At 70.4% G+C, this 25,235-nt stretch carries 24 protein-coding genes and 1 pseudogene; 8 read left to right on the top strand and 17 right to left on the bottom strand.

The annotated features are described in order from the left end of the window. The first annotated feature begins 641 nt into the window (after positions 1 to 641). Together AB0I04_RS52760 and AB0I04_RS52755 are read left to right on the top strand one after the other, a co-directional pair. On the top strand, positions 642 to 887 hold the full coding sequence (locus AB0I04_RS52760) for a hypothetical protein (RefSeq protein ID WP_360903791.1): 246 nt from the start codon (positions 642 to 644) through the stop codon (positions 885 to 887). Between the two features lie 310 nt (positions 888 to 1,197). Continuing rightward, positions 1,198 to 1,847 (top strand): annotated as a pseudogene (locus AB0I04_RS52755) (transposase). On the opposite strand, the gene AB0I04_RS52750 reads toward AB0I04_RS52755, so the two are convergent. The 6 genes from AB0I04_RS52750 to AB0I04_RS52725 form a co-directional block, all read right to left on the bottom strand. After that, positions 1,844 to 2,476: a hypothetical protein gene (locus AB0I04_RS52750; RefSeq protein WP_360903788.1), complete on the bottom strand. Its 633-nt coding sequence runs from the start codon at positions 2,474 to 2,476 to the stop codon at positions 1,844 to 1,846. The pseudogene AB0I04_RS52755 and the gene AB0I04_RS52750 sit on opposite strands and share 4 nt — an antisense overlap. A gap of 130 nt (positions 2,477 to 2,606) precedes the next feature. Further along, positions 2,607 to 3,500, bottom strand: coding sequence for a carbohydrate ABC transporter permease (locus AB0I04_RS52745; RefSeq protein ID WP_360903785.1), 894 nt, complete (start codon positions 3,498 to 3,500; stop codon positions 2,607 to 2,609). Next, positions 3,497 to 4,447, bottom strand: a complete 951-nt coding sequence (locus tag AB0I04_RS52740; protein ID WP_360903782.1) for a sugar ABC transporter permease — start codon at positions 4,445 to 4,447, stop codon at positions 3,497 to 3,499. The genes AB0I04_RS52745 and AB0I04_RS52740 overlap by 4 nt, the downstream gene beginning before the upstream one ends. Further along, on the bottom strand, positions 4,423 to 5,688 hold the full coding sequence (locus AB0I04_RS52735; RefSeq protein ID WP_360903779.1) for an extracellular solute-binding protein: 1,266 nt from the start codon (positions 5,686 to 5,688) through the stop codon (positions 4,423 to 4,425). Before AB0I04_RS52735 ends, AB0I04_RS52740 begins: the two co-directional genes overlap by 25 nt. A 40-nt stretch (positions 5,689 to 5,728) precedes the next feature. Next, positions 5,729 to 6,652: an N-acetylmuramic acid 6-phosphate etherase gene (gene murQ / locus AB0I04_RS52730; RefSeq protein WP_360903776.1), complete on the bottom strand. Its 924-nt coding sequence runs from the start codon at positions 6,650 to 6,652 to the stop codon at positions 5,729 to 5,731. After that, positions 6,649 to 7,578, bottom strand: coding sequence for a MurR/RpiR family transcriptional regulator (locus AB0I04_RS52725; RefSeq protein ID WP_360903773.1), 930 nt, complete (start codon positions 7,576 to 7,578; stop codon positions 6,649 to 6,651). Before AB0I04_RS52725 ends, murQ begins: the two co-directional genes overlap by 4 nt. Before the next feature lie 60 nt (positions 7,579 to 7,638). On the opposite strand from AB0I04_RS52725, the gene AB0I04_RS52720 reads away from it, so the two are divergent. Continuing rightward, positions 7,639 to 8,676: a BadF/BadG/BcrA/BcrD ATPase family protein gene (locus tag AB0I04_RS52720; protein ID WP_360903770.1), complete on the top strand. Its 1,038-nt coding sequence runs from the start codon at positions 7,639 to 7,641 to the stop codon at positions 8,674 to 8,676. Between the two features lie 63 nt (positions 8,677 to 8,739). Here the strand turns inward: AB0I04_RS52720 and AB0I04_RS52715 are convergent, their stop codons facing one another. The 4 genes from AB0I04_RS52715 to AB0I04_RS52700 form a co-directional block, all read right to left on the bottom strand. After that, a complete protein-coding gene (locus AB0I04_RS52715) occupies positions 8,740 to 10,386 on the bottom strand; it encodes a hypothetical protein (protein WP_360903767.1) in 1,647 nt (548 codons plus the stop codon). Positions 10,387 to 10,652: 266 nt separating this feature from the next. Continuing rightward, positions 10,653 to 12,482 carry a glycoside hydrolase family 3 protein gene (locus AB0I04_RS52710; protein WP_360903764.1) on the bottom strand — a complete coding sequence of 610 codons (1,830 nt, stop codon included), beginning with the start codon at positions 12,480 to 12,482 and terminating at the stop codon, positions 10,653 to 10,655. 119 nt (positions 12,483 to 12,601) lie between these two features. Then, complete coding sequence (locus AB0I04_RS52705; RefSeq protein ID WP_360903761.1) at positions 12,602 to 13,876, bottom strand: glycoside hydrolase family 3 N-terminal domain-containing protein; 1,275 nt, start codon at positions 13,874 to 13,876, stop codon at positions 12,602 to 12,604. 88 nt (positions 13,877 to 13,964) lie between these two features. After that, positions 13,965 to 14,447: a MarR family transcriptional regulator gene (locus tag AB0I04_RS52700; RefSeq protein ID WP_360903758.1), complete on the bottom strand. Its 483-nt coding sequence runs from the start codon at positions 14,445 to 14,447 to the stop codon at positions 13,965 to 13,967. Positions 14,448 to 14,527: 80 nt separating this feature from the next. Here AB0I04_RS52700 and AB0I04_RS52695 point away from each other — a divergent pair, with 80 nt between their 5' ends. Together AB0I04_RS52695 and AB0I04_RS52690 are read left to right on the top strand one after the other, a co-directional pair. Beyond that, entirely contained in the window at positions 14,528 to 15,202 is a 675-nt protein-coding gene (locus AB0I04_RS52695; protein ID WP_360903755.1) for a DUF4386 domain-containing protein, read from the top strand. Positions 15,203 to 15,218: 16 nt separating this feature from the next. Further along, positions 15,219 to 15,983: an SDR family NAD(P)-dependent oxidoreductase gene (locus tag AB0I04_RS52690; RefSeq protein ID WP_360903752.1), complete on the top strand. Its 765-nt coding sequence runs from the start codon at positions 15,219 to 15,221 to the stop codon at positions 15,981 to 15,983. 75 nt (positions 15,984 to 16,058) lie between these two features. Here the strand turns inward: AB0I04_RS52690 and AB0I04_RS52685 are convergent, their stop codons facing one another. Then, positions 16,059 to 16,766, bottom strand: a complete 708-nt coding sequence (locus tag AB0I04_RS52685; RefSeq protein WP_360903749.1) for an SDR family oxidoreductase — start codon at positions 16,764 to 16,766, stop codon at positions 16,059 to 16,061. A 117-nt stretch (positions 16,767 to 16,883) separates the two neighbouring features. Further along, entirely contained in the window at positions 16,884 to 17,474 is a 591-nt protein-coding gene (locus AB0I04_RS52680) for a TetR/AcrR family transcriptional regulator (protein ID WP_360903747.1), read from the bottom strand. Between the two features lie 113 nt (positions 17,475 to 17,587). On the opposite strand from AB0I04_RS52680, the gene AB0I04_RS52675 reads away from it, so the two are divergent. Further along, positions 17,588 to 18,568 carry an NADP-dependent oxidoreductase gene (locus tag AB0I04_RS52675; protein WP_360903744.1) on the top strand — a complete coding sequence of 327 codons (981 nt, stop codon included), beginning with the start codon at positions 17,588 to 17,590 and terminating at the stop codon, positions 18,566 to 18,568. A 202-nt stretch (positions 18,569 to 18,770) separates the two neighbouring features. Here the strand turns inward: AB0I04_RS52675 and ptsP are convergent, their stop codons facing one another. From ptsP to AB0I04_RS52660, 3 genes are read right to left on the bottom strand one after another with little or no spacing between them, the layout of a single operon-like run. Continuing rightward, on the bottom strand, positions 18,771 to 20,447 hold the full coding sequence (ptsP, locus tag AB0I04_RS52670) for a phosphoenolpyruvate--protein phosphotransferase (protein WP_360903741.1): 1,677 nt from the start codon (positions 20,445 to 20,447) through the stop codon (positions 18,771 to 18,773). After that, positions 20,440 to 20,703 (bottom strand): HPr family phosphocarrier protein, encoded by a 264-nt coding sequence (locus AB0I04_RS52665; protein ID WP_360903738.1) that lies wholly within the window; start codon positions 20,701 to 20,703, stop codon positions 20,440 to 20,442. The genes ptsP and AB0I04_RS52665 overlap by 8 nt, the downstream gene beginning before the upstream one ends. Positions 20,704 to 20,717: 14 nt before the next feature. Continuing rightward, positions 20,718 to 21,749: an SIS domain-containing protein gene (locus tag AB0I04_RS52660; RefSeq protein WP_360903794.1), complete on the bottom strand. Its 1,032-nt coding sequence runs from the start codon at positions 21,747 to 21,749 to the stop codon at positions 20,718 to 20,720. 166 nt (positions 21,750 to 21,915) lie between these two features. On the opposite strand from AB0I04_RS52660, the gene AB0I04_RS52655 reads away from it, so the two are divergent. Together AB0I04_RS52655 and AB0I04_RS52650 are read left to right on the top strand one after the other, a co-directional pair. Continuing rightward, positions 21,916 to 22,671, top strand: a complete 756-nt coding sequence (locus tag AB0I04_RS52655; RefSeq protein ID WP_360903735.1) for a GntR family transcriptional regulator — start codon at positions 21,916 to 21,918, stop codon at positions 22,669 to 22,671. 263 nt (positions 22,672 to 22,934) lie between these two features. Next, the gene (locus AB0I04_RS52650) at positions 22,935 to 23,420 is read left to right on the top strand and encodes an Rv3235 family protein (protein ID WP_360903732.1); all 486 of its coding nucleotides are present in this window, start codon (positions 22,935 to 22,937) and stop codon (positions 23,418 to 23,420) included. 156 nt (positions 23,421 to 23,576) lie between these two features. Here the strand turns inward: AB0I04_RS52650 and AB0I04_RS52645 are convergent, their stop codons facing one another. Continuing rightward, positions 23,577 to 24,536, bottom strand: a complete 960-nt coding sequence (locus AB0I04_RS52645; protein WP_360903729.1) for a CU044_5270 family protein — start codon at positions 24,534 to 24,536, stop codon at positions 23,577 to 23,579. Further along, positions 24,533 to 25,132 (bottom strand): RNA polymerase sigma factor, encoded by a 600-nt coding sequence (locus AB0I04_RS52640; RefSeq protein WP_360903726.1) that lies wholly within the window; start codon positions 25,130 to 25,132, stop codon positions 24,533 to 24,535. The genes AB0I04_RS52645 and AB0I04_RS52640 overlap by 4 nt, the downstream gene beginning before the upstream one ends. Between the last annotated feature and the right edge of the window lie 103 nt (positions 25,133 to 25,235).

The following is a 25,235-nucleotide window of genomic DNA, read 5'->3' as shown; positions in this document are numbered from 1 at the left end:
CCCAGCGACCCTGAGCATACGCAGACACGACACCGATTATGACGGGCGATCCAGCAGCAACGTCGCCAGCCCAAGTTGACTCAGGGAACTGACGCCCTCTATGCGTACGGGTCCGGACTGACGAGGTATTTCCGCCCGGTGGGTGTCACCCAGATCAGTCGTCCCGGCTCCGGGTGAAGCAATGCCCATCCCGCTGACTGTTTCAGCCGATGGTGTTTCCGGCACAGCGGCGCGAGGTTGCAATCGCACGTCGCTCCGTCCTCGTCGTACGGAACCGTGTGGTCGAGGTCGCAGGCTTCTGCCGGTCTTCGACAGGTCGGGAATCTGCACGTACGGTCTCGGACCTCGACCCTGTGACGCAGGGCCTCCGGCGGCCGGTAGGCACCCTGGATGTGTCGATTGTCCGGACCGTCGGCCGAGTTGGGCCCATGCCCGCAGCCATGGCGCGTCTCGAGACCACCGAGATGTGCGGTGATCAGGCCGGTCAGGGCTTCTCGGCTCGTCGCATCGTCACCGTCAAGAGGTGACGGAATGTGGCCGTGGCCGACGGCACACCCGGACTGGTCGATCACGGTGTAACACCAGGGCCGCCCAGTGGCCGTGGCCGCGATCGCGCGCGCCACCGAGGCCGGGACCGCGCCGTGGCCGGGAACTTCGCCGGGCTGCTCCGCCATGCCGAGCAGCGTGTGAAGCGGCACGATCAGATGGACCTTGCCCGCGAAACCGGTGTTAGACGCCGACCGGGACCCTGGCGGCCGGGCACGGAGATGATCGGCATCGGCGTCTTCGCCGAACCGGGCCCGATCGCTCCGGCCCGCATCATCTGGCCTTGCAGGCCGACCTACGTCCCGCGGTTCTCCGCTGCGACGCATGTCATCCGGCTCTAGGCCCTGGCACACGTCGGCCCACTGATCGGCTGGACTCATGCCCGCCGGTTGACCTGCTTGGCACGTGCAACTCCGATGGGCCTGATGCCTGTGATCCGGTTCGTCGCAGGCGATGCCTGCGGATCGGTCGGCCTCACGCGGGACAAGACTCGGTCTTGTAAATATTGAGCGAGAATGCAAAGCTGCCTTAATGGCACCACAAAGACTAAGTTCTGCATGGTCGGGAAGGTGTGTCTGTTTTCTCCCGACTCATAGTCAGCGGTCCTTGCCAGGCTGTTGACGCCCGGGGGCTGGCACCACGCCTCCCGGCGTGCCCGTGACAAATGCCGAGTTGACCGTGACTGAGGAGGAGCGGGCGGTACTGCGGCGGTGGGCGCGGTGGGCGAAGTCTTCGCAGGTGCTGGCGCGATGCGGTCGAAGATCGTGTTGGCGTGTGCCGGTGGGAAGAGCAATAAGGACATCGCCGCCGAGTTGGGGGTGCACCCCGACACGGTGTCCAAGTGGCGCAACCGGTTCGCCAAGCTCTACCACGACCCGCCGGAGAAGGCGGTGGTGCTGTGCACCGATGAGAACCGCGCGAGCGAGTTCAAGAAGTTCCTGGCCGCCATCGACAAGACCGTTCCGGTCGAGCTGGACATCCACTTGAGCTGCGACGACTACGGCACCCACAAGACCCTGGCGATCAAAGCATGGCTGGCCCGCCATCCCCGCTTCCACATGCACTTCACCCCGACCGGCTCCTCCTGGATCAACCAGGTCGAACGCTGGTTCGGATTCCTCACCGACCAGATGATCCGCCGCGGAGTCCACAAAAGCGTCCAGGCGCTGGAGGCCGACATCCGCGACTGGATCGCCGACTGGAACACCCACCCGCGACCGTTCATCTGGACCAAGACCGCCGACGAAATCCTCGAATCCCTCGCCCGATTTTTCCGACGAATTTCAGGCGCAGAACACTAGCTTCTCTCCTGGAGCGTGGGATTGGATTCCGTCTTCAAGTCGAGCATCCGCCTGGCGCCTTCGTTCCTGATCAACTCGCTGCGGACGACGATCTCCAGGTCTCGGAAGAAGCGCTCCCGGTCGTCGTTCACAAGGACATAGTCGTACACCCACGCCCAGGTGAGCTGGTCGGTGCGGATGCGCAGCCGCTGGGCCGCCTCGCCGCCCTGGCCCCGCAGCAGCAGCCGGTGCCGGAGCTCCTCCTCGGAGCTGGTCGTGACAAAGATCCCGATCACGCGGCGCTGCGAGGCGGTCCGTACCCGGACGAGGCCGCTGGGATCGAGTTCGGTCAGCAGGGCGTCGGGGTCGTCCCCGGCCAGCAGGCACTTCGGCGAGCCGTAGTAGTCGGCCGCGTAGGTGCGGGTGTACTCGAAGATCGCGCCTTCGTCATGCAGCCTGAAGAATTCGTCCTCGGTCACGAAGTTGTAGTCGACGCCCGGCGTCTCGTGCTCGCGGGGCTCACGTGTCGTGTACGTCGGGATGCGTCGCAGCAGGGACCGCTCCGTGAGGAAGCGCAGGGCCGTCCCCTTCCCGGCCCCACTGGGTCCGGAGATGACGAACAGCAGCGGCCGCGCGTCCAGGTGTGTCATTCCCATCGCTCCCTCGGTCCGTGCCCACGGCGCCCCGACCGGCGCCCACCCCGTCGGACGATGTCGTTACGCGAGATCAGCGGGGGCGCACCAACCGATTTCGGTGGTCAGACCAAAAGTATCGGGAGGATCATTTGGACATTCCAGCTGTGAGGCCGGCGACGATCTGTTTGGTGGCCACCAGGAAGAGCAGCACGAGTGGGATCGTCGTAATCACCAACCCGGCGGACAGCTGCGCGTGGGCGGCCTCGAACTCGGCGAAGAACCGGGTCAGGCCGGTCGGCAGCGTGTACTGGTCGTCCTTCAGCAACACCAGCGGGAAGAAGAAGTCATTCCAGAGCGGGATGAACTGGAACAACGCCACGGTCGTGAGCGCGGGCCGCACCATCGGCACCATGATCCGCGCGAAGAGCCGCAGCTCGCCCGCGCCGTCGATGCGGGCCGCCTCTTCCAGCTCCATCGGCAGTTGCCGGAAGAACGCCGTCAGCACAAAGACCGAGAACGGCACGCCGCTCCCCGCGTACACGCAGATCAGCCAGAACCGGGAGTCGACCCCCGGCAGCGCCGTCGTGAGCGAGTTGACCAGGTAGAACACCGGAACGGCGCCGAGCCGGATGGGCAGCATGAGGCCGGCGAGGAAGTACGACGACAGCACCCCGCGGCCGCGGAAACGGTAGCGCCCCAGCGGGTAGGCGGCGAGCACGGAGACTCCGGTGCCGAGGACCACGGAGCTCACCGTGATCACCACGGAGTTCACGAAGTAGGTGCTGAAGTTGCCCTCGGACCAGGCGTGGGCGTAGTTCTCGAACGCCGGGTGGAGGGGCAGGCCGAGCGGCTGGTTCGCCAGGTCCTTCTCGGTGCGCAGCGAGTTGAACGCCATGATGATCAGCGGCGCGAGGGCCGCCAGGGCGTACGTCCACAGCAGGAGGACCGAGGCCACCCCGCCGACTCGCGGGCGCTTGCGGAAGGTCCGCGTGGCCGCGGCCACGGCGGTCGGTTTACGGACCGTGAGTGTGCTGCTCATCGCACGCGTTCCTCCATTCTGCGGAAGACGTGGTTGGCCACCAGCGAGACCCCGAAGATCAGGACGAACATGCAGACGGCGAGCGCGCAGGACTGGCCGATGGCGTTCGGGTCGGGGTTCTCGAACGCCGTCCGGTAGAACACCAGGCCGAGGACGTCGGTGGCGTACTGCGGGTTGCCCTGGGAGCCCTGCAGCGCGTAGATCAGGTCGAGCACGTTGAAGGTGCCGATGAAGGTCAGCACGGTCACGATGCCCATCACGGGTGTGAGGAGCGGCAGCGTGATCCGCCGGAACACCTTCCACGACGACGCGCCGTCGACGCGGGCGGCCTGCTCGTACTCGTCGGGGATTCCGGCGAGGGCGGCGCCGAAGAGCAGCATCGGGAAGCCGACCCACTGCCAGGCGTTCACGACGATCGCCACGGGCAGCGCCAGGTGCGGGTCGCCGCGCCACGGCTGGGCGAGCGAGCCGAGGCCGACGCCGCGCAGTGCGGCGTTGACCGCGCCGAACTGCGGGTTGAGCATGATCGACCACAGGTAGCCGACGACGATCGGGCTGACCAGGTGCGGCAGCGTGTAGGCGGTCTGCAGGAACCGCTTGCCCCGCCGCGACTTGTGCAGCAGCACCGCGAACGTCAGTCCGAGGGTGGTCTGGATCAGCATCGTGCCGATGAAGAACAGGGCGTTGTGGCCGAGTGCGCGCCACACCTGCTCGCTCAGCGGGTACTTGGTGAACAGGTCACGGAAGTTCGCCAGGCCGGCGAAGCCGGTCTGCTTGTTCCCCGCCCAGGAGTACACGCTGTACTGCGCGGCGGAGATCAGCGGATAGACGATGAACACCGTGTACAGCGCCAGAGCGGGCAGCAGGAAGGTCAGCAGGACCCGGCGGCGGGGTCGCCCGCCGCCGGTGCCGACCGGACGCCTCAGCCTCCGCTGGGCTTGAACCACGCTGAAATGCCCTTCTGGACGAGTTTGCCCGCGTCCGCGGCCGAGGTGCCGCCCAGCATCTTCTGCAGGGCCAGCCCCTCCTGGTCACGGCCGAGCGGGTTCCCGTAGCCGAAGTCGACGACCATCATGTAGGTCGCTCCGTGAGACTGATAGTTCTGGTACGCCTGGGCGAGCAGCGGGTCGCCGGGCGTCGTGCCGGGCACGGTCGAGATCTGCTTGAGCGTGCCGGCGTACAGCTGCCCGAACTCGGGCGTCGCCATCCATTTCACCAGCTCGGTGGCTTCGGCCTTGTGCTCGGAGTGGGCGTTGACTCCGTACGACCCGTCGACGTAGCCGGAGGTGAGCGGCTGGTTGACCTTGGCGCCGGGCGCGGGCGGGGCGTCGAAGAACCCGAGCTGCAGGTCCGGCGACGTCTTGGTGAACGGCCCGACCTCGTACGATCCGCCCGGGTACATCGCGGCCTTGCCGCTGGTGAACAGCGTCTGCGCGTCCGGGTAGTCGACGGCGGCGACCTTGTCGGGGAAGTACGACTTCAGGCTCGTGACGGTCGACAGCGAGGCCGTGTAGTCCGGGTCGGTGAAGTTCTTCTTCCCGGTGAGGGCGGCCTGCTCGAAGTCGTTGCCGCCGAACCGGGTCGCGCCGAAGATCTGGTGGTCGATGGCGAGGACCCACGGCTGCAGACCGCTCGTGGCCAGCGGGGTGATGCCGGCCTTCTTGAGCTTGTCGCAGGCGGCGGTGAAGTCGGCCCACGTCTTCGGCGGGTCGATCTTCTGGTCCGCGAAGATCTTCTTGTTGTAGATGACCTGCAGCGTCTGCAGGGCGTACGGGACGCCGTACAGCTTGCCGTCGTCCTTGCCCTTGGCGGCCTGCAGGACCTTGTCCGGCCAGCCGCTGGTGCTCACCTGGCCGTCGAGCGGCACGAGGTTGCCCGCCTTGATGTAGGACTGCAGCGGTCCGTACGGCTTCAGCTGGACGACGTCGGGTCCGCCCATCGACTTCTTCAGCTCGTTCGGCAGCACCGTCAGATAGTCGGTGGATTTGATCGGCTTGAAGTCGATCGTCACCTTCGAGTGCTTCTTCTCGTACGCGGCGAAGATCTTCTTGTATCCCGCGGTGTCCTCGGGACGCCACGACAGGACCGTGAGGTGGACCTTGCCACCGCCACTGTTCGTGCTCGGTGCGCACGCCGGGAGAGCGAAGGCGACGCCGAGCGCCGCGACAAGCGTGCAGAACTTCCGCATCAGGAGGATGACCCCTTTCTCAGCTGCCCCCGACGTCTGACTAGACCTCAGGCCGGATCCCGCGCATGGCGTCCCGTACGGAGCCCCCCGCCGCCGCCAGCGCCTCGGCCGCGTGGTCGGGGGGGACGTCGCACAACAGGGACAGCAACGCGGTGCGCGTGTCGCCGCCGGCACTCGCCAGCGCCGCCGCGCACGTCTCGGCGTCCAGACCGGTCGCCTCGACCAGGATCTTGATCACGCGGCCGCGCAGCTTGGAATTGAGCGCGTTCACGCTGACCATGAGGTTGGAGTAGGTGCGGCCGAGCCGCACCATCGCGGCCGTGGACATGGCGTTGAGCACCAGCTTGGTGGCGGTGCCCGCCTTCATCCGGGTCGAGCCGGTCACGGCCTCGGGCCCGGTTTCCACGGCGATGTTGACGTCGACCTCGGCACCGAATGCCGCGGCCGGGTTCGAGCTTATCAACGCGGTGTGAGCGCCCTGCTCCGCAGCGGCGCGCAGCGCGCCCACGACGTACGGCGTGCGGCCGCTCGCGGTGATCCCCACGGCGAACTCGCCGACGCGCACGTCCTCGGCGTCACGGGCCCCGAGGTCCTCGTCATCCTCGACGTCCTCGATCGCCTGGGACAGCGCGCCGAGCCCGCCCGCGTGGTGGGCGACGACGAGGCCCGGCTCGATGCCGAACGTCGGCGGGAGCTCGGCGGAGTCCAGCACCGCCAGCCGCCCGGAGGTGCCGGCGCCGAAGTAGTGCACGCGCCCGCCGCCGCGCAGCGCGTCGACGGCGAGGTCGACGGCCTTGGCGACCTGCGGCAGCACCTTCGCCACCGCACCGGGCACCTGCTCGTCCTCGGCGTTGATGAGACGGAGCACGTCGAGGGTGGGCAGCAGATCGATGTCGACGGTGCGCGGATTGCGACCCTCGGTGGGGACCCCCTGCAATACCCCTACGGAGAGGCGATCGGTCACCGGCGCCTCCGATCCGATCCCACACGGCGGACCCGGACCGCTTCACGGGTCGCCTCCAGATGCTCACGGGTCGGCTCGTACGTGCGCTGTGCGACGCCGACGAAGACGCAGTCCACGACGGTCAGCTGGGCGAGCCGGCTCGCCGTCGCGCCCGACCGGAAGGTGGTCTCCCGGGCCGCCGTGGTCAGGACGTAGTCGGCGACCTCGGCGATCGGCGAGCGCGGGAAGTTGGTCAGCGCGACCGTGGTCGCGCCGCGCCGTTTCGCGACGTTGAGCGCGTCGATCGTGTCCACCGTGGTGCCGGTGTGCGAGATGCCGACCGCGACGTCACCGGGCTCCAGGACGGCCGCGCTGGTGAGCATGATGTGCGCGTCCGACCAGCCGTAGGAGGTGCGCCCGATGCGGTGCAGCTTCTGCTGGAAGTCCAGGGCGACGAAGGCGCTGGCGCCCACGCCGTAGATGTCGACCCGGCGCGCGTCGACGATCGCCGCGACGACCCGCTCGAGCGCCTCGATGTCGAGCTGGTTGGCGGTCTCCTCGACGGCCCGCGCGTCGGCGAAGGAGATCTTCTCCACGACCTGCTGGAGCGTGTCGTCGGTGCTGATGTCGCTGCCGACGACGCGCCCACCGGTGACCCCCTGGGCGCGCCCGGCCTCGGTGGCCAGGGTCAGCCGCAGCTCCGGGTAGCCGGCGAAGCCGATCGCGCGGCAGAACCGGATGACCGTGGTCTCCGAGGTCCCGCAGGCCTGCGCCAGCTCGGTGATGGTGGAGTTGGCCACCGCCTCCGGATCCTCGATGACGCGCTGGGCTACACGCGCTTCAGCGGGGGGCAGAGAGGGCAACAGGGAACGAACGCGAACGACCGTGCTGAGCGAGGCGCTCGCACCGTCGGCCGCCGGCCCGGGGTCGGGCCCGACCTTGCTCATGGAGGAAATTTTCTTACGAAAATGATTCACTGTCAATATGCGATGTCCTACGGTCACAGTGTGTGCTCTAACGTGAGGGGTCCGTACGCCTTGGGCGTGGACGCGGGCGGCACCAACACTCGTGCCACGATCGTCACTGTCGACGGCGTTGTCGCTGGTCGTGGCCGTGGCCCTGGCGCCAATCCTAACTCCAGCGCCGACCCGGCCGGTGCACTGACCACGGCGGTGCAGGCCGCCCTGGGCGACCTGGACCCGCTACAGATAGTAGGCGGTGTTTTCGGCATCGCGGGCGCCGGGTCGGCGGGGCGGCCGAAGGCGGTCGCCGCCGCGAACGCCGCGTGGCGGGCGCTGGGCATCCCGGGACAACCGGAAGTGGTCACCGACATCGCGATCGCGTTCGCCGCGGCGAGCCCCGAGCCGGCCGGGCTGGTGATCTTCGCGGGCACGGGGGCCGGCGCCGCCGTGGTCGACGACGGTGTCCTCGTCCGCCGCGCCGACGGCTACGGCTGGCTGGTCGGGGACGAGGGGTCGGGGGTGTGGATCGGCACCGAGGCGGTTCGCGCGGCGCTGCGCGCGTACGACGGGCGCGGTGCCCCCACCACCTTGGCCGAGAGCGTGCCGAGACTGCTGCTCGGGGAGGCCGCCGCGCCGCTCCTCGCGGAGCTCGACCTCAAGACGCTGACCGTCGGCACCGGCGACACGACCGGAGCGTCGATGTCCTCGGGAGCCGCGCTCCCGCAGGCGATCCTCAAAGAGGTGTACGGCGGGCCGCCCGCCGGGCTCGGCAGACTGGCCCCACTGGTCACCGCCGCCGCATCGGCGGGCGACGAGGTGGCCCGGCGGATCGTCGCCGAGGCCGCGGACTGGCTCCTCGCCGACGTCGACGCCATACGCCCCGCACTGGAGGAGACCACCCGGTCACGGGGCCGTCCGGGCGTCGTGGTGGCCGGTTCCCTGCTGGAGAGCGGGCCGGTCGCCGACGCCGTACGCGCCGGACTCCACGAGCGGTTCGGCGTCGAGGCGTCCGTGGCCCACGACGGCACGCTGGGCGCCACCCGCCTGGCCCTCCGCCGCGCAGGCGTGACCGTACGCGAGTGAGCCGGGTACGGTGACGGCCCTCGCCGCGAGGGGCAGAGGGCCGTCACGTCATGCGGTTCGGCGTCAGCGGATGCCGTAGGCGCGGATCACGGTCTGGTCGACCGCGCCGTCGATCTTCGTCCGCAGGGAGACGAATCCCTTGGCGGGGTTACGGAAGGACGCCACCCACAGGTCACCGTCGGCGCGGAGGGAGACCGGCGTCCAGGACTTGCCGTCGTCGAAGGACGTCCACAGCGACGGCTTGGCTCCGGCCTTCGCCTGCTGCGGCGCCAGCGTCAGGGTCTGCGTCGTGTCCGCCCGCGCCTGGTTCGTGTCGTCCAGCGCCGTCTGGTACTGGACGGTCGGCAGCTTGATGACGTTGTCCCTGCCCACGGTGACGTCCCAGACGACGTGCTGGCTCGTCGCCAGGTTCGACCACGGCGCCGTCCGGGTGGCGTTGGTGGTGAGGGTGTATTTGCCCGGTGCCGGGCGCGCCCAGATCTGGCCGTACCCCGGAACGAGGCTCGCACCGATCACCTCGCCGCTCACGCTGCGGAGCGTCGAGTCGCCCTTCATGAAGGAGTAGCTCCCGGCGCTGCTCAGCCCGCTGGGCCCGGACAGCATCGCCGCCGAATACCCCGTCCCATCGCCCGTGTCCAGGGTCAGTTCAGCATCCGCCGGGCCGAAAGGACCCTTGTTCCAACTCCGCGTGTACGTCCCCGCCTTCGGGAAGTTCTCGTTGCGGAACTGGACGTCGTAGGACGTGAAATCGCATTCCGAAGTGGTGACGAGCTGATCCAGGTTCCAGTCGAACCCGGGGGTGTAGTACTCGGTCCGCGTCGCCGGCAGGCCTCCCGTCTCCGTGTAGGAGAAGGCGACGGCGCTGCTTCCGAAGTCGACACCCCCATATTCCTGGGCGCAGGCGGGTTGGCCCTCGCCGGCGTATCCGGTCTGCACGGCCGCCAGATCTTTCGTCCGGGCGCTCAGATTCGGGTCCGTGGGGATGCCCGCCGCCTTCCGCGCGACGTTGTACGAGTACGGGCTGCCCTTTTCCTCACCATCCTGGGTCAGCAGCGACTGCAACTCGTACTCGACGCCGCCCTCCGCGGCGGCCGGGGCGACATAGAGATCGTCCCCGTCGATCTCCGCGACGTCGTGGAACACGCCGCCGAGCCGCTGGGAGATCCAGACGACGGTCCCGGCCGGTTTCGCCCCTGCCTTGTCCACCTCCACGTGGACGGGGTTGGCCTTCCGGGCGTCCAGTGTGAGCGACACGTCGCCGGCCACCGTCACCTTCGGCAGGTAGATGAGCGACTTGGACGTTGTGCCGTCCGGGTTCGACGTCTTCACGATCGCGTGGATCGCGTAGTCACCGGGGGGCAACGACCCCTCGGCGTGCCCGTTCACGACGTCGGCCAGGGACGGGGCGTCGCCGTTCAGCGGCCAGATGAACAGGCTGTCCACCTCGTCCGTCGTGGCGGCCACGCCCTTGCGGTCGAGCACCGTGGCCTGCAGCTTGTGCTCGCCCGCCGCCCTGGTCCGCGTCAGCCGCGAGAACTTCGGCGTCTTCCCCTTGCGTTGGATCTCCATTCCGCGATGGGACGGCCCGTGCCCGCGTTGCGCCGGTTCGACCTTGACCGGCGGGGCCGGTGCCGTCGCCCAGGCGTGCGGCACGGGCCCCGTCGCGACCAGGGCCAGGGCTCCCAGCCCGACCAGCGTCCTCTTGACCATTCCCACTCCTTGCCTTCAGGCGCCATCGCGGCGCCGGGGAAAGGACGTCGTTGATCAACGTCTCCCCATACCTGGCCGGAGAGGGGCATGGAGTTCCCGAAGATCGGCGTCCTTCCGTGCTTCGCCGAAGCCGGGAGTGGTGTTCATCGATCACGGGCGTGGGACGGCGGCCGGCGGGGTCCCGCCGTCCCACGCCCGGTCCAGGGGCGTCGACGCCCACCCCGCCCCATCGATCCGGACATCGATGGGGCGGGAGGCGGGGCGGACTACTTGCGGAAGGTCAGGCCCGTGCCGAAGGGGTAGAGAGTCGATTTCGGGTCGCCGGCGGCGGGGATCGTTACGGGCAGCTTGCCCTGGGGGCTGATCTCGCCGAACAGCACCTTGGTCAGCGACTCCAGCGACGCCGGCGTGTAGCCGTAGGTGGCGAGGTAGGTCTTGGCGTCGGTGAAGTAGGCGATGTCGTACGCGTCGCGTACCGCCGCCACGATGACCGGCTTGCCGGTGGCCACCAGCGCCTTGACGAGGTTCGCCTGGCCCGGCCCGTTGTGGCCGGACTCGGTGGAGACGTCCCAGGCGCGGTTGGTGGTCACGACGACGACGTCGTTGTCCTTGGCCTTGGCCACGGTCTGGTCGATCGTCGCCTGCGAGGGGCTCGCGCCGGTCTGGTACACCGTCGTGGCCGGGCCCCGCTTGTGGATGTCGTCGGCGAGCGTCTGGGTGGTCGAGACGCCCCAGCCGGTCACCAGGACCTTGCGGCCGTCCTTCTTCAGCGGCAGGGCGTCGTTCTTGACCAGGGTGGTCGTCCGGTCAGTGACGCGCTGCTCGGTGGCGAGGTGCGCGGCCGTGCCGACCCGCGAGGCGACCTTGCTCTCGTCGACGTACGGGTTCGTGAACATGCCGTGCGTCTTCTTCAGCTCCAGGAGCCGGTAGACCGACTGGTCGATCCGGGACTCGGTGAGCTCCCCGTTCTTCACGGCGTTGACCACCGCGTGGAACTGCAGGTCGTACAGGCCGTTGCCCTTGGCGTCAACCGGCGGCTTCTCGAGCTCGTCCGCGCCCGCCTTGATGGCCAGCACCGGGACGCGGTCGTCGCCGTACTTGTCGCGGACGCCCTGCATGGCGAGGGCGTCGGTGGCGATGACGCCCTTGAAGTGCAGCTTGTCGCGGAGGATGCCGGTGAGGATCGGCTTGGACAGCGTCGCCGGGTCACCGGACGGGTCCAGCGCCGGGACGATGATGTGCGCCGTCATGATCGAGTCGACGCCGTGCGCGATGGCGGCCTTGAAGGGCGGCAGGTCGAGTTTCTCCCACTGCTCCTTCGTGTGGTTGATGATCGGCACGCCGGTGTGGCTGTCGGTGTCGGTGTCGCCGTGGCCCGGGAAGTGCTTGGCGGTCGGAATGACGCCCGAGGCCCGGTAGCCGTCGACCTCGGCCGCCACGAACTTCGAGACCAGCGTCGGGTCGGAGCCGACCGACCGGACCCCGATCACCGGGTTCGCCGGGTTGACGTTGACGTCGGAGTCCGGGGCGTAGTCGGTGTTGATGCCGATCGCCCGCAGCTCCTGGCCGGTGATCTTGGAGGTGGTGTACGCGTCGCGCGGCGTGCGCCCGGCCCCGAGGGCCTGGCTGCCGGGGAACTGCGTGAACGGAGCCGGCACGCGGGTCACCACGCTGCCCTGCTCCTGGTCCGTGACGATGGTCATCGGGATCGGCACCCGCTGCCGCATGGCGGCGTGCTGGATCCCGTTGGACAGGTGCGCGACCTGCTGGGGGCTCGCGAGGTTGGGCGGGTCGACGGAGTAGTAGATGATGCCGCCGGGGTGGTACTTGTCGATCAGCTGCTCGGCGTTGTCCACCCCGTACAGCTTCTGGTTGGCCGCGACGGCGGCCGGGTCCTTGGTATCGGCGCTCGTGCCGTACACCTGCAGGACGAACAGCTGGGCGACCTTCTCCTCAAGGCTCATCTTGCGGAGGACCCGCAGGACGCTCTGGTCCTTGCCGGGCGCGGATGCCGCCTGGGCACTCCCCGCACCCAGTCCGGCGATGGCCACGAGCGACGCCGTGCTGATCGCGGCGAGCCGTCGGCGACGGGACATCGAGACTCCTTCCGTCCGCCCCCGAAGACGAATAGAAAGAAAATGACTGGATGAGACCAGCCTCTGGAACTTAGTTCCGCACAGGGACGCGCGTCAACGGTTCCGATGTCACGTGATCGTCAACGACCTGATCGAACGTGGGCCGCGACCCCGCGCGCGGCCGTACGGTGCTCCGCCGAACCCACGATCCGGGCGGCCTGCGAGACATCGACGTACGGCGAGCGGAACAACCCCCGCTCCTGTTTCATCCGCAGGATGCGGGTCACCGCCTGGTCGAGCCGGCTCTGCGGGATCTGCCCCGACCGCACCGCGGCCAGCACGGCGCGGTAGGCGCTGCTCAGGGAGGGCGGCATGAGGAGCATGTCCGCGCCGGCCCGTACGGCACGGACCGCAGCCTGCGGCGCGCCGTACTTCATCGTCGCCCCGGCCATGCTGAGGGAGTCGGTCACCACGACCCCGTCGTAGCCGAGCTTCTGGCGGAGCAGGCCCGTCAGGACCGTCTTGGACATGGTGGCCGGATCACCCGAGTCATCCAGGCCGGGGACGACGATGTGCGCCGTCATGATCATGTCGACGTGGTGGGCGATGGCGGTCTTGAACGGCGGCGCGTCCAGGCGTTGCCAGGTCGCCATCGAATGCTTGATCACCGGCAGGCCGGTGTGGCTGTCGGTGGCGGTGTCGCCGTGCCCGGGGAAGTGCTTGGCGGTCGCGATGACCCCGGTCGCCCGGTAGGCGTCGACCGCGACGCCGACGAGGTGGGCGACCTTCTGCGGGTCCGCGCCGAACGACCGGACGCCGATCACCGGGTTGCGCGGATTGACGTTGACGTCGGAGACCGGCGCGAAGTCCTGGTTGATGCCGATCGCGCGCAGCTCCTGGCCGGTGACGCGAGCCGCCGTACGTACGTCGTCGTCGGGGTTCTTCGTGGAGGCCAGCGCCTTGTTCGTCGGGAACCGGGTGATGTACGGCACGCGGGAGACGATGCCCTGCTCCTCGTCGGTGCCGACGAGCAGGGGGACCCCGGCCTTCATCGCCGCGCGCTGCAGGCCGTTGGACAGCGTCGCGGTCTGCCGCGCGGTGCGCAGGTTCTCCGGGAAGTAGATGACGCCGCCCGGGTGGTACTGCCCGATCATCGCGGCGGCGGCGGACGCGGTGGTGCCCTGGACGGTCGGGATGAACAGCTGGCCGACCTTGTCCGCCGTGCTCATCCGCCGGACGAGCGCGACGACCGGGTCGGGGCCGGGACGGGCGCTCTTCGTGGTCCGGTTTCCCGCTGCCGTGCGCCGTGCGGGCCCGTCATCGGAGCGCGCGTCGGACCCGCACGCGGACACCGACGCGGCCATGGTGACCGCGGCGACGGCGGCCAGGAGCCGCAGACCGCCGGTCCGTCTCACTGTCCCGCCCTCCCCCGGAAGCCGCTTCACATCCCGCACGACGCTAACCATGGGACCGGCATCCGGCAACCGCACCGGTCGAGCGACGCTACGCCGAGCGGTAGCCGGGGTGTACACCCAGGGTGAGGCCCTGCTGCTCGGCGACGCGCCGGAGCATCGCGACCAGCTCGCGATGTTCGTCGGCGGACAGCGCCGCGCAGATGTCCCGTTCGTGCGCCATGCCCACCTCCCGGAGCTCGGCCAGCAGCCCACTGCCCTTCTCGGTCAGGTACAGCGCGTGCGAACGCCGGTCGTTCGGATTCTTCCGGCGCTCGATCAGGCCGCGCCCCTCGAGCTCATCGGCGAACGGAACGAAGCGGCTCGGCGGCATGCCGAGATCGTCGGCGAGTTCGCGCTGGCTGCGGCCTGGGCTCGCGGCCAGCATCCGCAGCAGGCCGGCCTGCGGGGGCGTGAGGTCCAGCGTGGCGATCCGGTCGGCGAACAGCCGGGCCGCGTGGGACCCCAGCTGAGCCAGCAGGAACGCCGCCCCGCCCTGGGCCGGGGGTCCTTCAGGTCTGCGATCCGTGCTCACACGAACACTATATACACTTGACAATCGTTCTGAGTTGTAATGATTATGTTGTGTACACGGTTTCGCATCGAGGAGACATCATGACCACCGCCCCCGGCACCGGTCGCCGCCCGCAGGCCGGTCCCCCACTGCTCGCCCCCGTCCTCGCCTTCACCACGCTGACCATCGGTTACGTCGCCGCCAACCGGGCCACGCCCCATCCGGACGCCTCCGGACTCGCGGTCCTCGACTACGCACGGTCCCACGGCACCGCGATCAAGGTGGGTGCCCTCCTGCTGTTCGCCTCCGCCGTGCCCCTCGCCCTCACGGCGGCGGTGCTCTACCGACGCCTCCGGGCCCTCGGCATCACCGCGCCCGGGTCGGCCATCACCCTCGTCGGCGGCGTCCTGGCCTCCAGCGCGCTGACGCTGAGCGCGATGTCCGCCTGGAGCGGCGGCCGCCTGCCGGCCAAGGCCGACCCCGCACTGGCCCGCGCCCTCGCCGACCTGTCCTTCCTGGCCGGCGGCCCGGCCTACGTGGTGACGTTCGCCATGCTCATCGCGGGGATCTCGGTGACCGGCCTGCTCTCCGGGCTGCTGCCGCGCGGCGTGACCTGGACGGGCCTCGTCCTGGCCGCCGCCGGGATGCTGTCCGTGCTCACCCTGGCGACCCTCTCCCTCGGCTTCCTCCTGCCGATCGTCCGCTTCGGCGGCCTGCTCTGGCTGGTGGCCGTCGCCGCCCTGCTCCCGCGCACCCGCCCCTCCCGCCACCAGTGATAAGGAGACTCTTCCCATGACCGCCACCTATCCCGACCTTGCCGGCAGGGTCGTCGTCATCACCGGCGGGTCGCGCGGCATCGGCGCACGGACCGCCCGGGCCTTCGCCGCTCAGGGCTCCAAGGTCTGCGTCGTCGGACGCGACGAGGGCGCCCTCGCCTCGGTCGTCGCCGGCATCACCGAGGCCGGCGGCACCGCGATCGACGCCGCCGCCGACGTCACGGACGCCACGGCCCTGGAGGCCGTACGCGACCGGGTCGAGTCACGGCTCGGCCCGGTGGACGTGCTGGCCGCCTTCGCCGGCGGCCAGGGCATGCCCGTCGCCTCCCAGGACCTCACCGAAGAGCGCTGGCGCGAGGTCCTCGACTCCGACCTCACCTCGGCGTTCCTGACCGTCAAGGCGTTCCTGCCGGGCATGCTCGAACGCGGCCGCGGCACGATCCTGACGATGTCCTCGGCCGCGGGACGTCAACCGAGCCAGGCCAACCTCGCCTACGGCGTCGCCAACGCCGGGCTGGTCATGCTCACCCGCCACCTGGCCGCCGAGGCCGGGCCGCGCGGAGTCCGCGTCAACTGCATCGCGCCGTCGACCATCGCCACCGAGAAGGTCGAAGCCCGCATGCCCGCCGAGGTACGCGAGAAGGTCGCCGCGATGCACCCGCTGGGCCGCATCGGCACCACCGACGACGTCGCCCAGACCGCCCTGTTCCTCGCCTCCGACGCCGCCTCCTGGCTGACCGGACTCACCATCGACGTCTCCGGCGGCCGCATCACCGGCTGAAGACGGTGGAAGGCGCTCGGCACGGTCGGGCACAGCTGCTGCGCCCAGCACAGCGGTGAGGGCGAGAGAGGCGCGCTACGGGCGCGGGGCGGGAGCCGTTTCGCCGGGGGCGAGATGCAGGGCCGCTTTGACCTGTCGGGTCCGTTCGTCGGCGAGGACCTCTGTCCGGCCCGCCTCAACGGCGTCGAACACCTGTGAGGCGATCGATTCCGGAGTGTTCTTGGCACCGGTGACATGGCGGGCCATGTCCGTGTCGATGTAACCGCAATGTACGCCGACCACGAGGATTCCCGTGTCGTGGAGTTCGCTGCGGATTCCGTTGGTCATGGCCCAGGCGGCGGCTTTGGAAGCGCAGTACGAGCCCATCGCCGCATTGGTGAACCAACTCGCGATGGACAGCACGTTGACGATGGCGCCGCTCTCGTTGCGGGTGAGAAGCGGTGCGAAGGCGCGGCACATGGCGAGCGTCCCGAAGTAGTTGACCTCCATTTCCGTTCTGGCGGCATCCAGACCGGGTGCGGCCAGCAGGGGGCTGTCGGTCAGCACTCCAGCGTTGTTGACCAGCAAGGACACATCGGCGCACATCTCGGTCGCCGCGGCCACCTGGGCGGGATCCGTAACGTCGAGGCGGACCGGAATGACGCCGGGCGTGACAACCGCCCGAGGGTCGCGTGCGCCCGCGTAGACCCGCCGCGCGCCGCGTTGCAGGAGCATCCGGGCCATCACCTGTCCCAGCCCCCGGTTCGCGCCGGTCACCAGCGCCGTCGCCCCCTGAATCCGCACGTCCGCTCCCCTGCCTCAGTCCTCGCTTGCGAGTGCCCGACAGCGCACTATGCCACGACCGGCCTTATCGCCGTGACGTTCCCTGCCGACCTGACCTGGGCGTGGCGGCACGGACGGTCATGTCGACTCCTTCGTCGGGATGTCGGCGTTCAGTGCCGTCGCCTCATCGTCGGCGTTGGCCTCGACGATGAGGGCGGCGGCGAGCCTGGCCGTCCGTACGGCGATCTCCTCCGGTGGCAGGGATCTGCCGGTGCCGAGCCACCACGTGATGGCCTGGAGATGCATCCCCGCCAAGAGGGTGGGGACCAGGTCGTCCGCGGACTGGGGCAGGTGGTCGGCGGCCATGCCGGCGAGGGTCGCCCGCATCCTGTCGGCGAACCAACTGCTGCCGTTTCTGCCCAGCAGCGCACCGTAGAGGCGGTGGTACCGGGCGATGTGTTCGAAGAATCCGGTCCATCGCTCGAGCGCGGGAGTGTCCGGGCCGTCCGCCATGGCGCCCCGCACCTCGGCCATGGCCTCTTCGAAGATCTGCTCCACCAGCTGGTACTTGTCGCGGTAGTTGCGGTAGAAGGCGGCCCTGCTCACCATCGCCCGCTCGGTGATCTGTCCGACCGTGACCCGCTCGAACCCGCGCTCTTCGATGAGCTCGATCAACGCCTGCCTGAGCAGCGTGCGTGTGCGCCGGACCCGGACGTTCTCCTGAGACACTTTCGGCTCCTTGTCCAGCTTGAGACAGAACAGCACGGCTGAGACTGGTCACCCCGCACCGTCCCGGACAGCATGCATCTCACGGGACAAAGTGTCTCGCCGAAAGGGTGATCATGAAAGCTCTGGTCGTCCGGGCGTACGGTGCGCCCGATACCTTCGCCATCGAAGACCTGCCGATTCCCGAGCCCGGTCCCGGACAGCTCCAGGTCCGGGTGGCGGCCGCCTCGCTCAACCCGGCCGACCTGCTGCTGACCACCGGCACGATCCGGGAGATGGTCCCGCTGGACTTCCCGTTCGTCCCGGGCTTCGACGTCGCCGGCACGGTGACCGGGCTCGGCCCCGGGACGGAGGGGTTCGAGGTGGGCGACGAGGTGTTCGGATTCGGAGCGCCCCCGTCGTTCGCCTCCGGAGTGGGGATCCCCGCCGTCACCTCCGGAGCACTGGCCGAATACGCGGTCATCCAGGCCGGCCCGTACCTGGCGAAAAGGCCGCCGAAACTGAACGCCGCCACGGCTGCCGCCCTGCCGAGCACCGGCATGACCGGGCTCGCGGTGCTCGAGCTCGGACGCTTCCAGCCGGGCGAGACGGTCCTGGTGATCGGTGCGCCGGGCGGCATCGGCAGCGTCGTCGTTCCGCTGCTGGCCGGACAGGCCGAGGTCATCGCCACAGGAACCGCGGACGACCGGGAGTACGTACGCGGCATGGGAGCCGCCGGGATGATCGATTACCTGGAGGCGGACCTGGTCGAGGAGGTCCTGAGCCGTCACCCCCGGGGCGTCGACGCGGTGGTGAACCTGGCGTTGACGGGCGAGCAGGTGATCACGGCGACCAGGGCGCTGCGCCCCGGCGGCCGCCTGCTCAGCACCACGCCGGGCACGCCGAGCCACCCGGCGGTGACCACCGTGATGGGCACCACGAACCTCAAGCCCGACACGATGGCCACGATCGCCGCCCACGCCCTCGACGGCACCCTGCCCGACCCGGTGACCTGGACATACCCGCTGAGCGACGCGGTGCAGGCCTACCGAGACCTGGCAGGCTCCCATACCCGCGGCAAGCGGGTCGTCATCGTGGACGCGGAGACGGCCCGATGATGCGCGCGGTCGAATACGACAGGTACGGCGGCCCAGAGGAACTCCGCGTACGCACGGTCCCCCGGCCGGCGCCCCGGGCGGGAGAGGGGGTGACCGCGCTGCGCACGCTCCGTGACGTACTCCGGCTCACGCCCGGCGAGGACCTGCTCGTGGTCGGCGCGAACGGTGGCGTGGGCAGCACGCCCGGCGGTCAGGCCGGCCGCTACAGGCCGAGGGCCTCCAGCTCGGGGAGTTCCGTCCGGGCGGCCGTACGGGTGCCGTCGACGTCCGTGGCGCGGCGGGCGGCGTCGGCGGCGCGGCGGCACTGGTCCAGGGTGTGCGCGGACAGTGCGGCGCGTACGTGGGGCAGTGATGGGGCGCTCATCGACAGCGACGTGACGCCGAGGCCGGTGAGCACGCAGGCCAGCGCGGGGTCGCCGGCGGCCTCGCCGCAGACGCCGCAGCCCTTGCCCGCGTCCGCCGCCGCTTCGGCGGCCATGGCCACGAGGTCGAGCAGTGCGGGCTGCCAGGGGTCCTGAAACCGGGCCAGCGCGCCGATCTGCCGGTCCGCGGCGAAGGTGTACTGGGCAAGGTCGTTGGTGCCGAGGCTGAAGAAGTCGGCCTCGGCCGCGAGGTCGGCGGCCCGCAGCGCCGCGGCCGGAACCTCGATCATGATGCCGGCGCGGGGCAGGCCGGCCGCGCGGCAGGCCGCGGCGAAGGCGCGGGTCTCCGCGGCGTCGGCCACCATCGGGGCCATCACGCTGAGCTCGACGTCCAGACCCTCGGCGGCGCGGGCGAGGGCGCGCAGCTGGCCGGTGAGGACCTCGGGGTAATCCTGGAGGAGCCGCAGGCCGCGTTCGCCGAGCGCCGGGTTGGGCTCGTCGCCCGGCGGCGGCAGGAAGGCGAGGGGCTTGTCGGCCCCGGCGTCGAGCGTCCGGACCACGACGCTCGGGAACGCCTCCAGCACGGCCCGGTAGGCCGCCTCCTGCTCCTCCTCCGAGGGCGCCGTCGTACGGCCCAGGAAGAGGAACTCGGTGCGGAACAGTCCGACGCCCTCGGCGCCGCGGGCCAGCGCGGCCTCGACGTCCTTCGGCCCGCCGACGTTGGCGAGGAGCGGGATGCGGTGTCCGTCGGCGGTGGTACCGGGGCCGGGCGCCGCGTCGAGCACGGCGGCCCGTGCCTCGGCCTCCGCCCGGGCGGCCGCGATCTCCTCGTCGGCGGGATTCAGGTGCACCTCTCCGGAGGCCCCGTCGACGAGCACGACCGTGCCGTCGGGCAGATCCATACAACCGGTGCAGGCGACCACGGCCGGCACGCCCATCGCGCGGGCGAGGATCGCGGTGTGGCTGGTCGGCCCGCCGTCCCGGGTGACGAACCCCAGGACCTTGGCCGGGTCGAGCAGGGCGGTGTCGGCCGGGGCGAGGTCCCGCGCGACCAGGACGAACGGCTCATCGGAGTCCGGCACGCCCGGGGCCGGCACGCCCAAGAGGGCCGCGATGGCCCGGTCCCGGATGTCGTCGAGGTCGGCGACCCGGGCCGCCATGTACTCTCCCGCGCCGACCAGCGTCGCGCGGAAGACGCCGAACGCCTCGTACACCGCGCGCGGTGCCGACACGCCATCGTCGATCTTCCCGGTGACCAGGTCGGCGAGCCCCGGGTCACGGGCCATCATGGCCTGGGCGTCCAGGACCTCCTGCGCCTCGCCGCCCGCACGCGCGCCGCGCTCCTCCAGGTCGGCGCCGACGGCGTCCAGCGCCGCGAGCGCACGCGCGCGTTCGGCGGCGGCGTCACCCGTGTGACGTTCGCCGGCGGGTGGTTCGGGCACGGCCCCGGAGATCGACCGCACCGGCCCGGCCGCGACGCCGGGGCTGACCCCGGTGCCGCGCAGGGCGTCAGGCACTCGGCTCGGTCACCAATCCCGCCAGCTCGTCGAGCACGGCGTCGGCGCCGTCGCCGTCCGCCTTGATCACGATCTCCTCGCCATGCTGGGCGTCAAGGGCGAGGACGGACAGGATGCTCTTTGCGTTGACCGGGTCCTTGCCCGGCTTGGCGACGGTGACGTCCAAGGGCGTCCTCGTCGCCGCCTGGACGAACAGCGCGGCCGGCCGGGCGTGTAGCCCTACCTTCGTCTCGACCCGGACACGGCGCTCGGCCATGTGGTCCTCCTGAATCATTGATCCGTCTGAGTGACCTTGTCGAGACCGCGCGGGACATCGGGGTCGATGCCGAGCCCGCGAGCCAGCGCCTCCGTCAGCAGCTGGCCGGGCACGATCAAGGCAAGGGGCGATACCCACTCTGGCAGATCCGGACCAGGGAGTGCACATGAGGTCGCTTCGGACAGGGCACTGCCGCCTCCGACGCCGTACGCCCGGGCGCCGGCCGCGACGACCCGCTCGGCCAGCGCGACCGTGCCGGCCAGCGTGGGGCCGGAGTCGGCGGCGACCAGGAGCGCGGGCGTCTCGTCGTCGACCACGGCGATCGGGCCGTGCAGCAGGTCGGCGTAGGACAGGCCCATCGCGTGCAGGTAGCACGCCTCCTTCAGCTTGAGGGCCAGCTCCAGGGCGGTGCCGTACGCGATGCCGCGCCCGGAGACCACCACTCCCGGGACGCCCGAGAGCCCGTCGACGATCGGGGCCAGGTTGCCGGAGTCCTCGGTGGCCGCGATGAGCCGCTCGACCTCGTCGGGCGCGCGGCGCAGGTCCGCGACGTCCACGTCCGCCCCGAGCGCGATGCCGAGCACGGCCAGCGCCGCCAGCTGGGTGGTGTAGGTCTTGGTCGCGGGCACCGCGAGCTCGTCACCGGCCTTCGTGACCAGCGCGACCTGCGCGGCCTCCGCCAGTGGCGACCCCTCGCCGTTGGTGACGGCGATCGTACGGGCGCCGCAGTCGGCGGCCCAGTCCAGCGACTCGACGATCTCCTCGGTCTTGCCCGACTGGCTGATCGCGACAGCGAGGACCCCGGACAGGTCGATCCGCTTCTTGTAGGTCGTGGCCACCGACGGCGAGGCGAGGGTCGCCAGTCGCCCGGCGTGGGTCTGGATCAGGTAGCTGCCGTACACGGCGGCGTTGTCCGAGGAGCCGCGCGCGATGAACAGCACGTGGCGGGTGTCCTGCGCCAACAGGCCGATCTCGGGCATCCGGGGAAGCAGTGCGTCGAGGGTGGTGCGAAGGGCGGCGGGCTGCTCGCCGATCTCCGCCCGCATGCGTGAGGTGCTCACCAGAACTTTCCCATCTTTCCGCCTGTGATCTTGTCGTTACGGCTTCGTAGCCCTGACCTGCATTGACAGTGGGATCTGACATGTGGTCTAGTCCGGACTAGACCAGTCTGAACCATACTTCAACCCCCGACATCCCTGCCAGAGGTACCCAATGGGGAAGATCGACCCCACCAGCCCCGTTCCGAAGTACTTCCAGCTTCGCGGCATCCTCCTCGAGCTGATCGACGACGCGGAGTTGCCCGTCGACGCTCCGATCCCGTCGGAGCGCGAGCTCTGCCAGCGATTCGGGCTGTCGCGGATGACGGTCCGCCAGGCGGTCGACCACCTGGTCACCGAGGGCCGGCTGTACCGGGTCCCCGGCAAGGGCACGTTCGTGGCGCGACCGAAGATCGAGATGCCGCTGCGGCTCGTCTCCTTCACCGAGGACATGCGGGCCCGCGGCCTCGAACCCGGCGCCCGCGACCTCGACCACCGCACCGTGCAGGCCAACACCAACCTCGCCCGGGTCTTCGGCATCCCGGTGGGCACCGGCGTCCACGTCATCGAGCGCCTGCGTACCGCCGACGGGGAGCCGATGGCGGTGGAGCGCTCCCAGATCCCGGCCACCGTGGCGCCGGACCTGCTCGACACCCCCCTCGGCGACGCCTCGCTGTACGACGTGCTGGAGAAGCGCTTCGGGGTGGTCTTCGACGCGGGTGAGCAGACCATCGAGGCGGGCCTGGCGGACGCCGCCGACGCCCGGCTCCTCGACCTGCCCCGCGGCAGCGCGGTCCTCCTGCTCCAGCGCCGGTCGTTCATGAACGGCACGTGCGTCGAGCTCGCCGTGTCGACCTATCGCGCCGACCGCTACCAACTGCGCAGCGCCCTGGAGATCCCCCGGCGCAACCGCCCGGCGTCGCGCCGGTAAGAGCACGCCGGTTCCGCCACCCGGGTCTCGGCCGGCGCACGCGTCGCAGCCGGCGCACGCACCGCAGCCGGGGCACGCATCGCAGCCGGGGCACGCATCGCAGCCGGGGCACGCATCGCAGCCGGCGCACGCGTCGTATCGGTGTCGGCCCCACCGCCGGATCGACGACTGGCCGGATCCGGCCAGAACGTATCACCGGGCCTTCTCGGGCCTCTTTGTGGCTGCCGCCCTCCCCGCGCGGCAGTCACCAAGGGAGGCCCGTCATGCGCAGAACCCCACCCGCACGCCGCTCCGCCCCGATCCGGTTGATCCCGTACGGCTCCGGCCCATCGCCCGAGATCGCCGTGTACGGCTCACTCGCCGTCGCCCTGGACTCCGGCCCACCTCCAGGCCGGGCCCGGCCGCCGCTCGGCGTCGTACGGGACGGCCGGCCCGACGTACGCACCGACGCGCGGCTCATCGCCCGGCTCGTCCTGGAGGTACTGGCCGGCCTGCGCCCCTATCACCACCTGGCCGGCCGTACGACGCCGGAGCTGTTCGAGCACCTGGACGGGTTCGCCGCCCGCATGCCGACGCGGAGCGTCCCGCGGCTCGGCACGGTCCGGGTCTGCGCGCCCGCCCCGGGCGTCGCGGAGGTCACCGCGATCGCGACCTTCGGACCGCGGGTCCACGCCCTCGCGCTACGGCTGGAGCACGGGCGTGGCCGGTGGCGCTGCGCCGCCATCGAGACCGCGCTCCCACCGTCCTGAGAGGCACCGGTCCTCCCGGCCTCGGCCGGGAGGACCGCAGTCGGTGCCCCGCCCCGCACCGCAGGACGGCGCCCGTCAGGCCGACGGCGACCTCGGTCGTCGTGCCTGACCGACCCACCACCCGTGGGAGGCCCCGCCTCTGTGAGCCACCCGTCGTCAGCCGCGCTGTCCCGCGTCGTCGACCACGCGGAAGCTGAGGATCGCCTCGGTCGGGTCGCCCATGTAGTGGTAGGTCCGCCGATCGAGGATGATCTCCTGGACGCCCTTTCCGTTACCGAAGATCACCGCGATGCCGTGGCGGCCGGCGTAGTCGGTGCCGTCCTTCGCCACCCGTACGCCGGGGATCAGCGCGAGCGCGCGGTAGAGAGCCGCGTTGGCCTTCGGTGGCATGAGCCGGTCGTCGCTGAGGATCTGGGCGATGCTCCCGAAGGTGCTCACGTCGTGACCCGCGTCCCCGCTGTCGTGCCGGATCCGCGCGAGCAGCGCGCCAGGGGTGGTGGGCAGGTCGGCGACGTAGTCGTACAGGTGGTTCGGTGTGCTCCGCACAACGGCGGGGCCTCCGGTGTAGTTGTCGACCCCGGGCTCTTTGTGGCGCGGCGGCCGGCTCTTCATCGACGGCAGGATTCCCTGGACGGTGAGCTTGCCGTTCTGGACGGACGACGCCGTCCGTTTGCCGTCGAACCGCCACCATTCCTCGACCTTCACCTTGCCATGCAGCCCCGCATCGGGCCCGACGACGTCGCCGTTCTGGAGCGCGTACTTCTCCATCTTCAGCGTGTAGACCCACTGCTGCGGCCGCGGCCGGGCGGCGGGTGCCCCGGTCTCGACGGTCGCCGCCGCCAGTTCCAGCGTCCGCGTCGTCACGTCGGCCGGAGAGGACGACTTGTGCCCGCCCGTCGACACGACGACGATCCCCGCCGCCGCGCAGGCCGCGGCCGCCGCGCCCACCGCCAGGAACCGCCGGCCCCGGCGCGGGCGCGCCACCCGGCGCCGACCTTCCGACGGGGCGGTGAACTCGGCGTGCAGTCGTGCCCGCGCCCGGGCCTTCGCCCCTGCGTCCTGCGCCGAATCCTTCGGACGAACCCGGCTCACCAGCGCGATCTCCTCGTCGCTCATGCGAAATCCTCCTGGAGACGTGAGGGGTCGATTCCGCCGAACGCCCGACGGAGCTTCCCGCGAACCCGATGGAGCCGGGATCGGACCGTGCCCAGTGGCAGATCAAGTGCCTGCGCTGCCTCCTCGTACGTGAGGTCGGCCCAGGCGATCAGAAGCAGCAGGTCGCGTTCCGGCGCCGACAGGCGGCTCAGGACCGAGGCGATCCGCGGACCGAGCCGCTGGGCCGTCAGCCGGGCGTCGCTGCTCTCGTCGAACGGCGCGCTCACCCACTCGGCGTTCGCCTTCGCCAGGGTGCGCTGTCGGCGGCCCTCGGCCCGGCGGTGGTCACGGATGAGGTTCGTCGCGATGCCGTACAGCCACGGGCGTGCGTCCGGTCGGCTCAGGTCGTAGCGACCGCGGGCGCGGAAGGCGACGACGAAGGTCTCCGCGCTGACGTCCTCCGCGAGCTCGGGGCCCAGCCGGCGGACCACGTACCGGTGGACCTCGTCCCAGTGTCGGTCGAAGACCTGAGAGAACCTCTCCGGATCACTGATGGACGCCGCGATCGCCTCGCTGTCGGTCGCCTGCCGGGTATCCGGAGGCGGCGTGTGCTCCACCCGAAGTCTCCTAATCAGTTCTGGGAGCCTGCCATCCGGCAGACTCCTGGGTTGGTTGGTAGCCGCCGGCAAGTGAGCACTCATGTGTCCTGGACATCGAAGT

The sequence above is a fragment of the Actinoallomurus sp. NPDC050550 genome, assembly GCF_040655075.1.
Lineage (GTDB): Bacteria > Actinomycetota > Actinomycetes > Streptosporangiales > Streptosporangiaceae > Actinoallomurus.
This window is presented reverse-complemented; position numbering and strand designations above follow the sequence as displayed.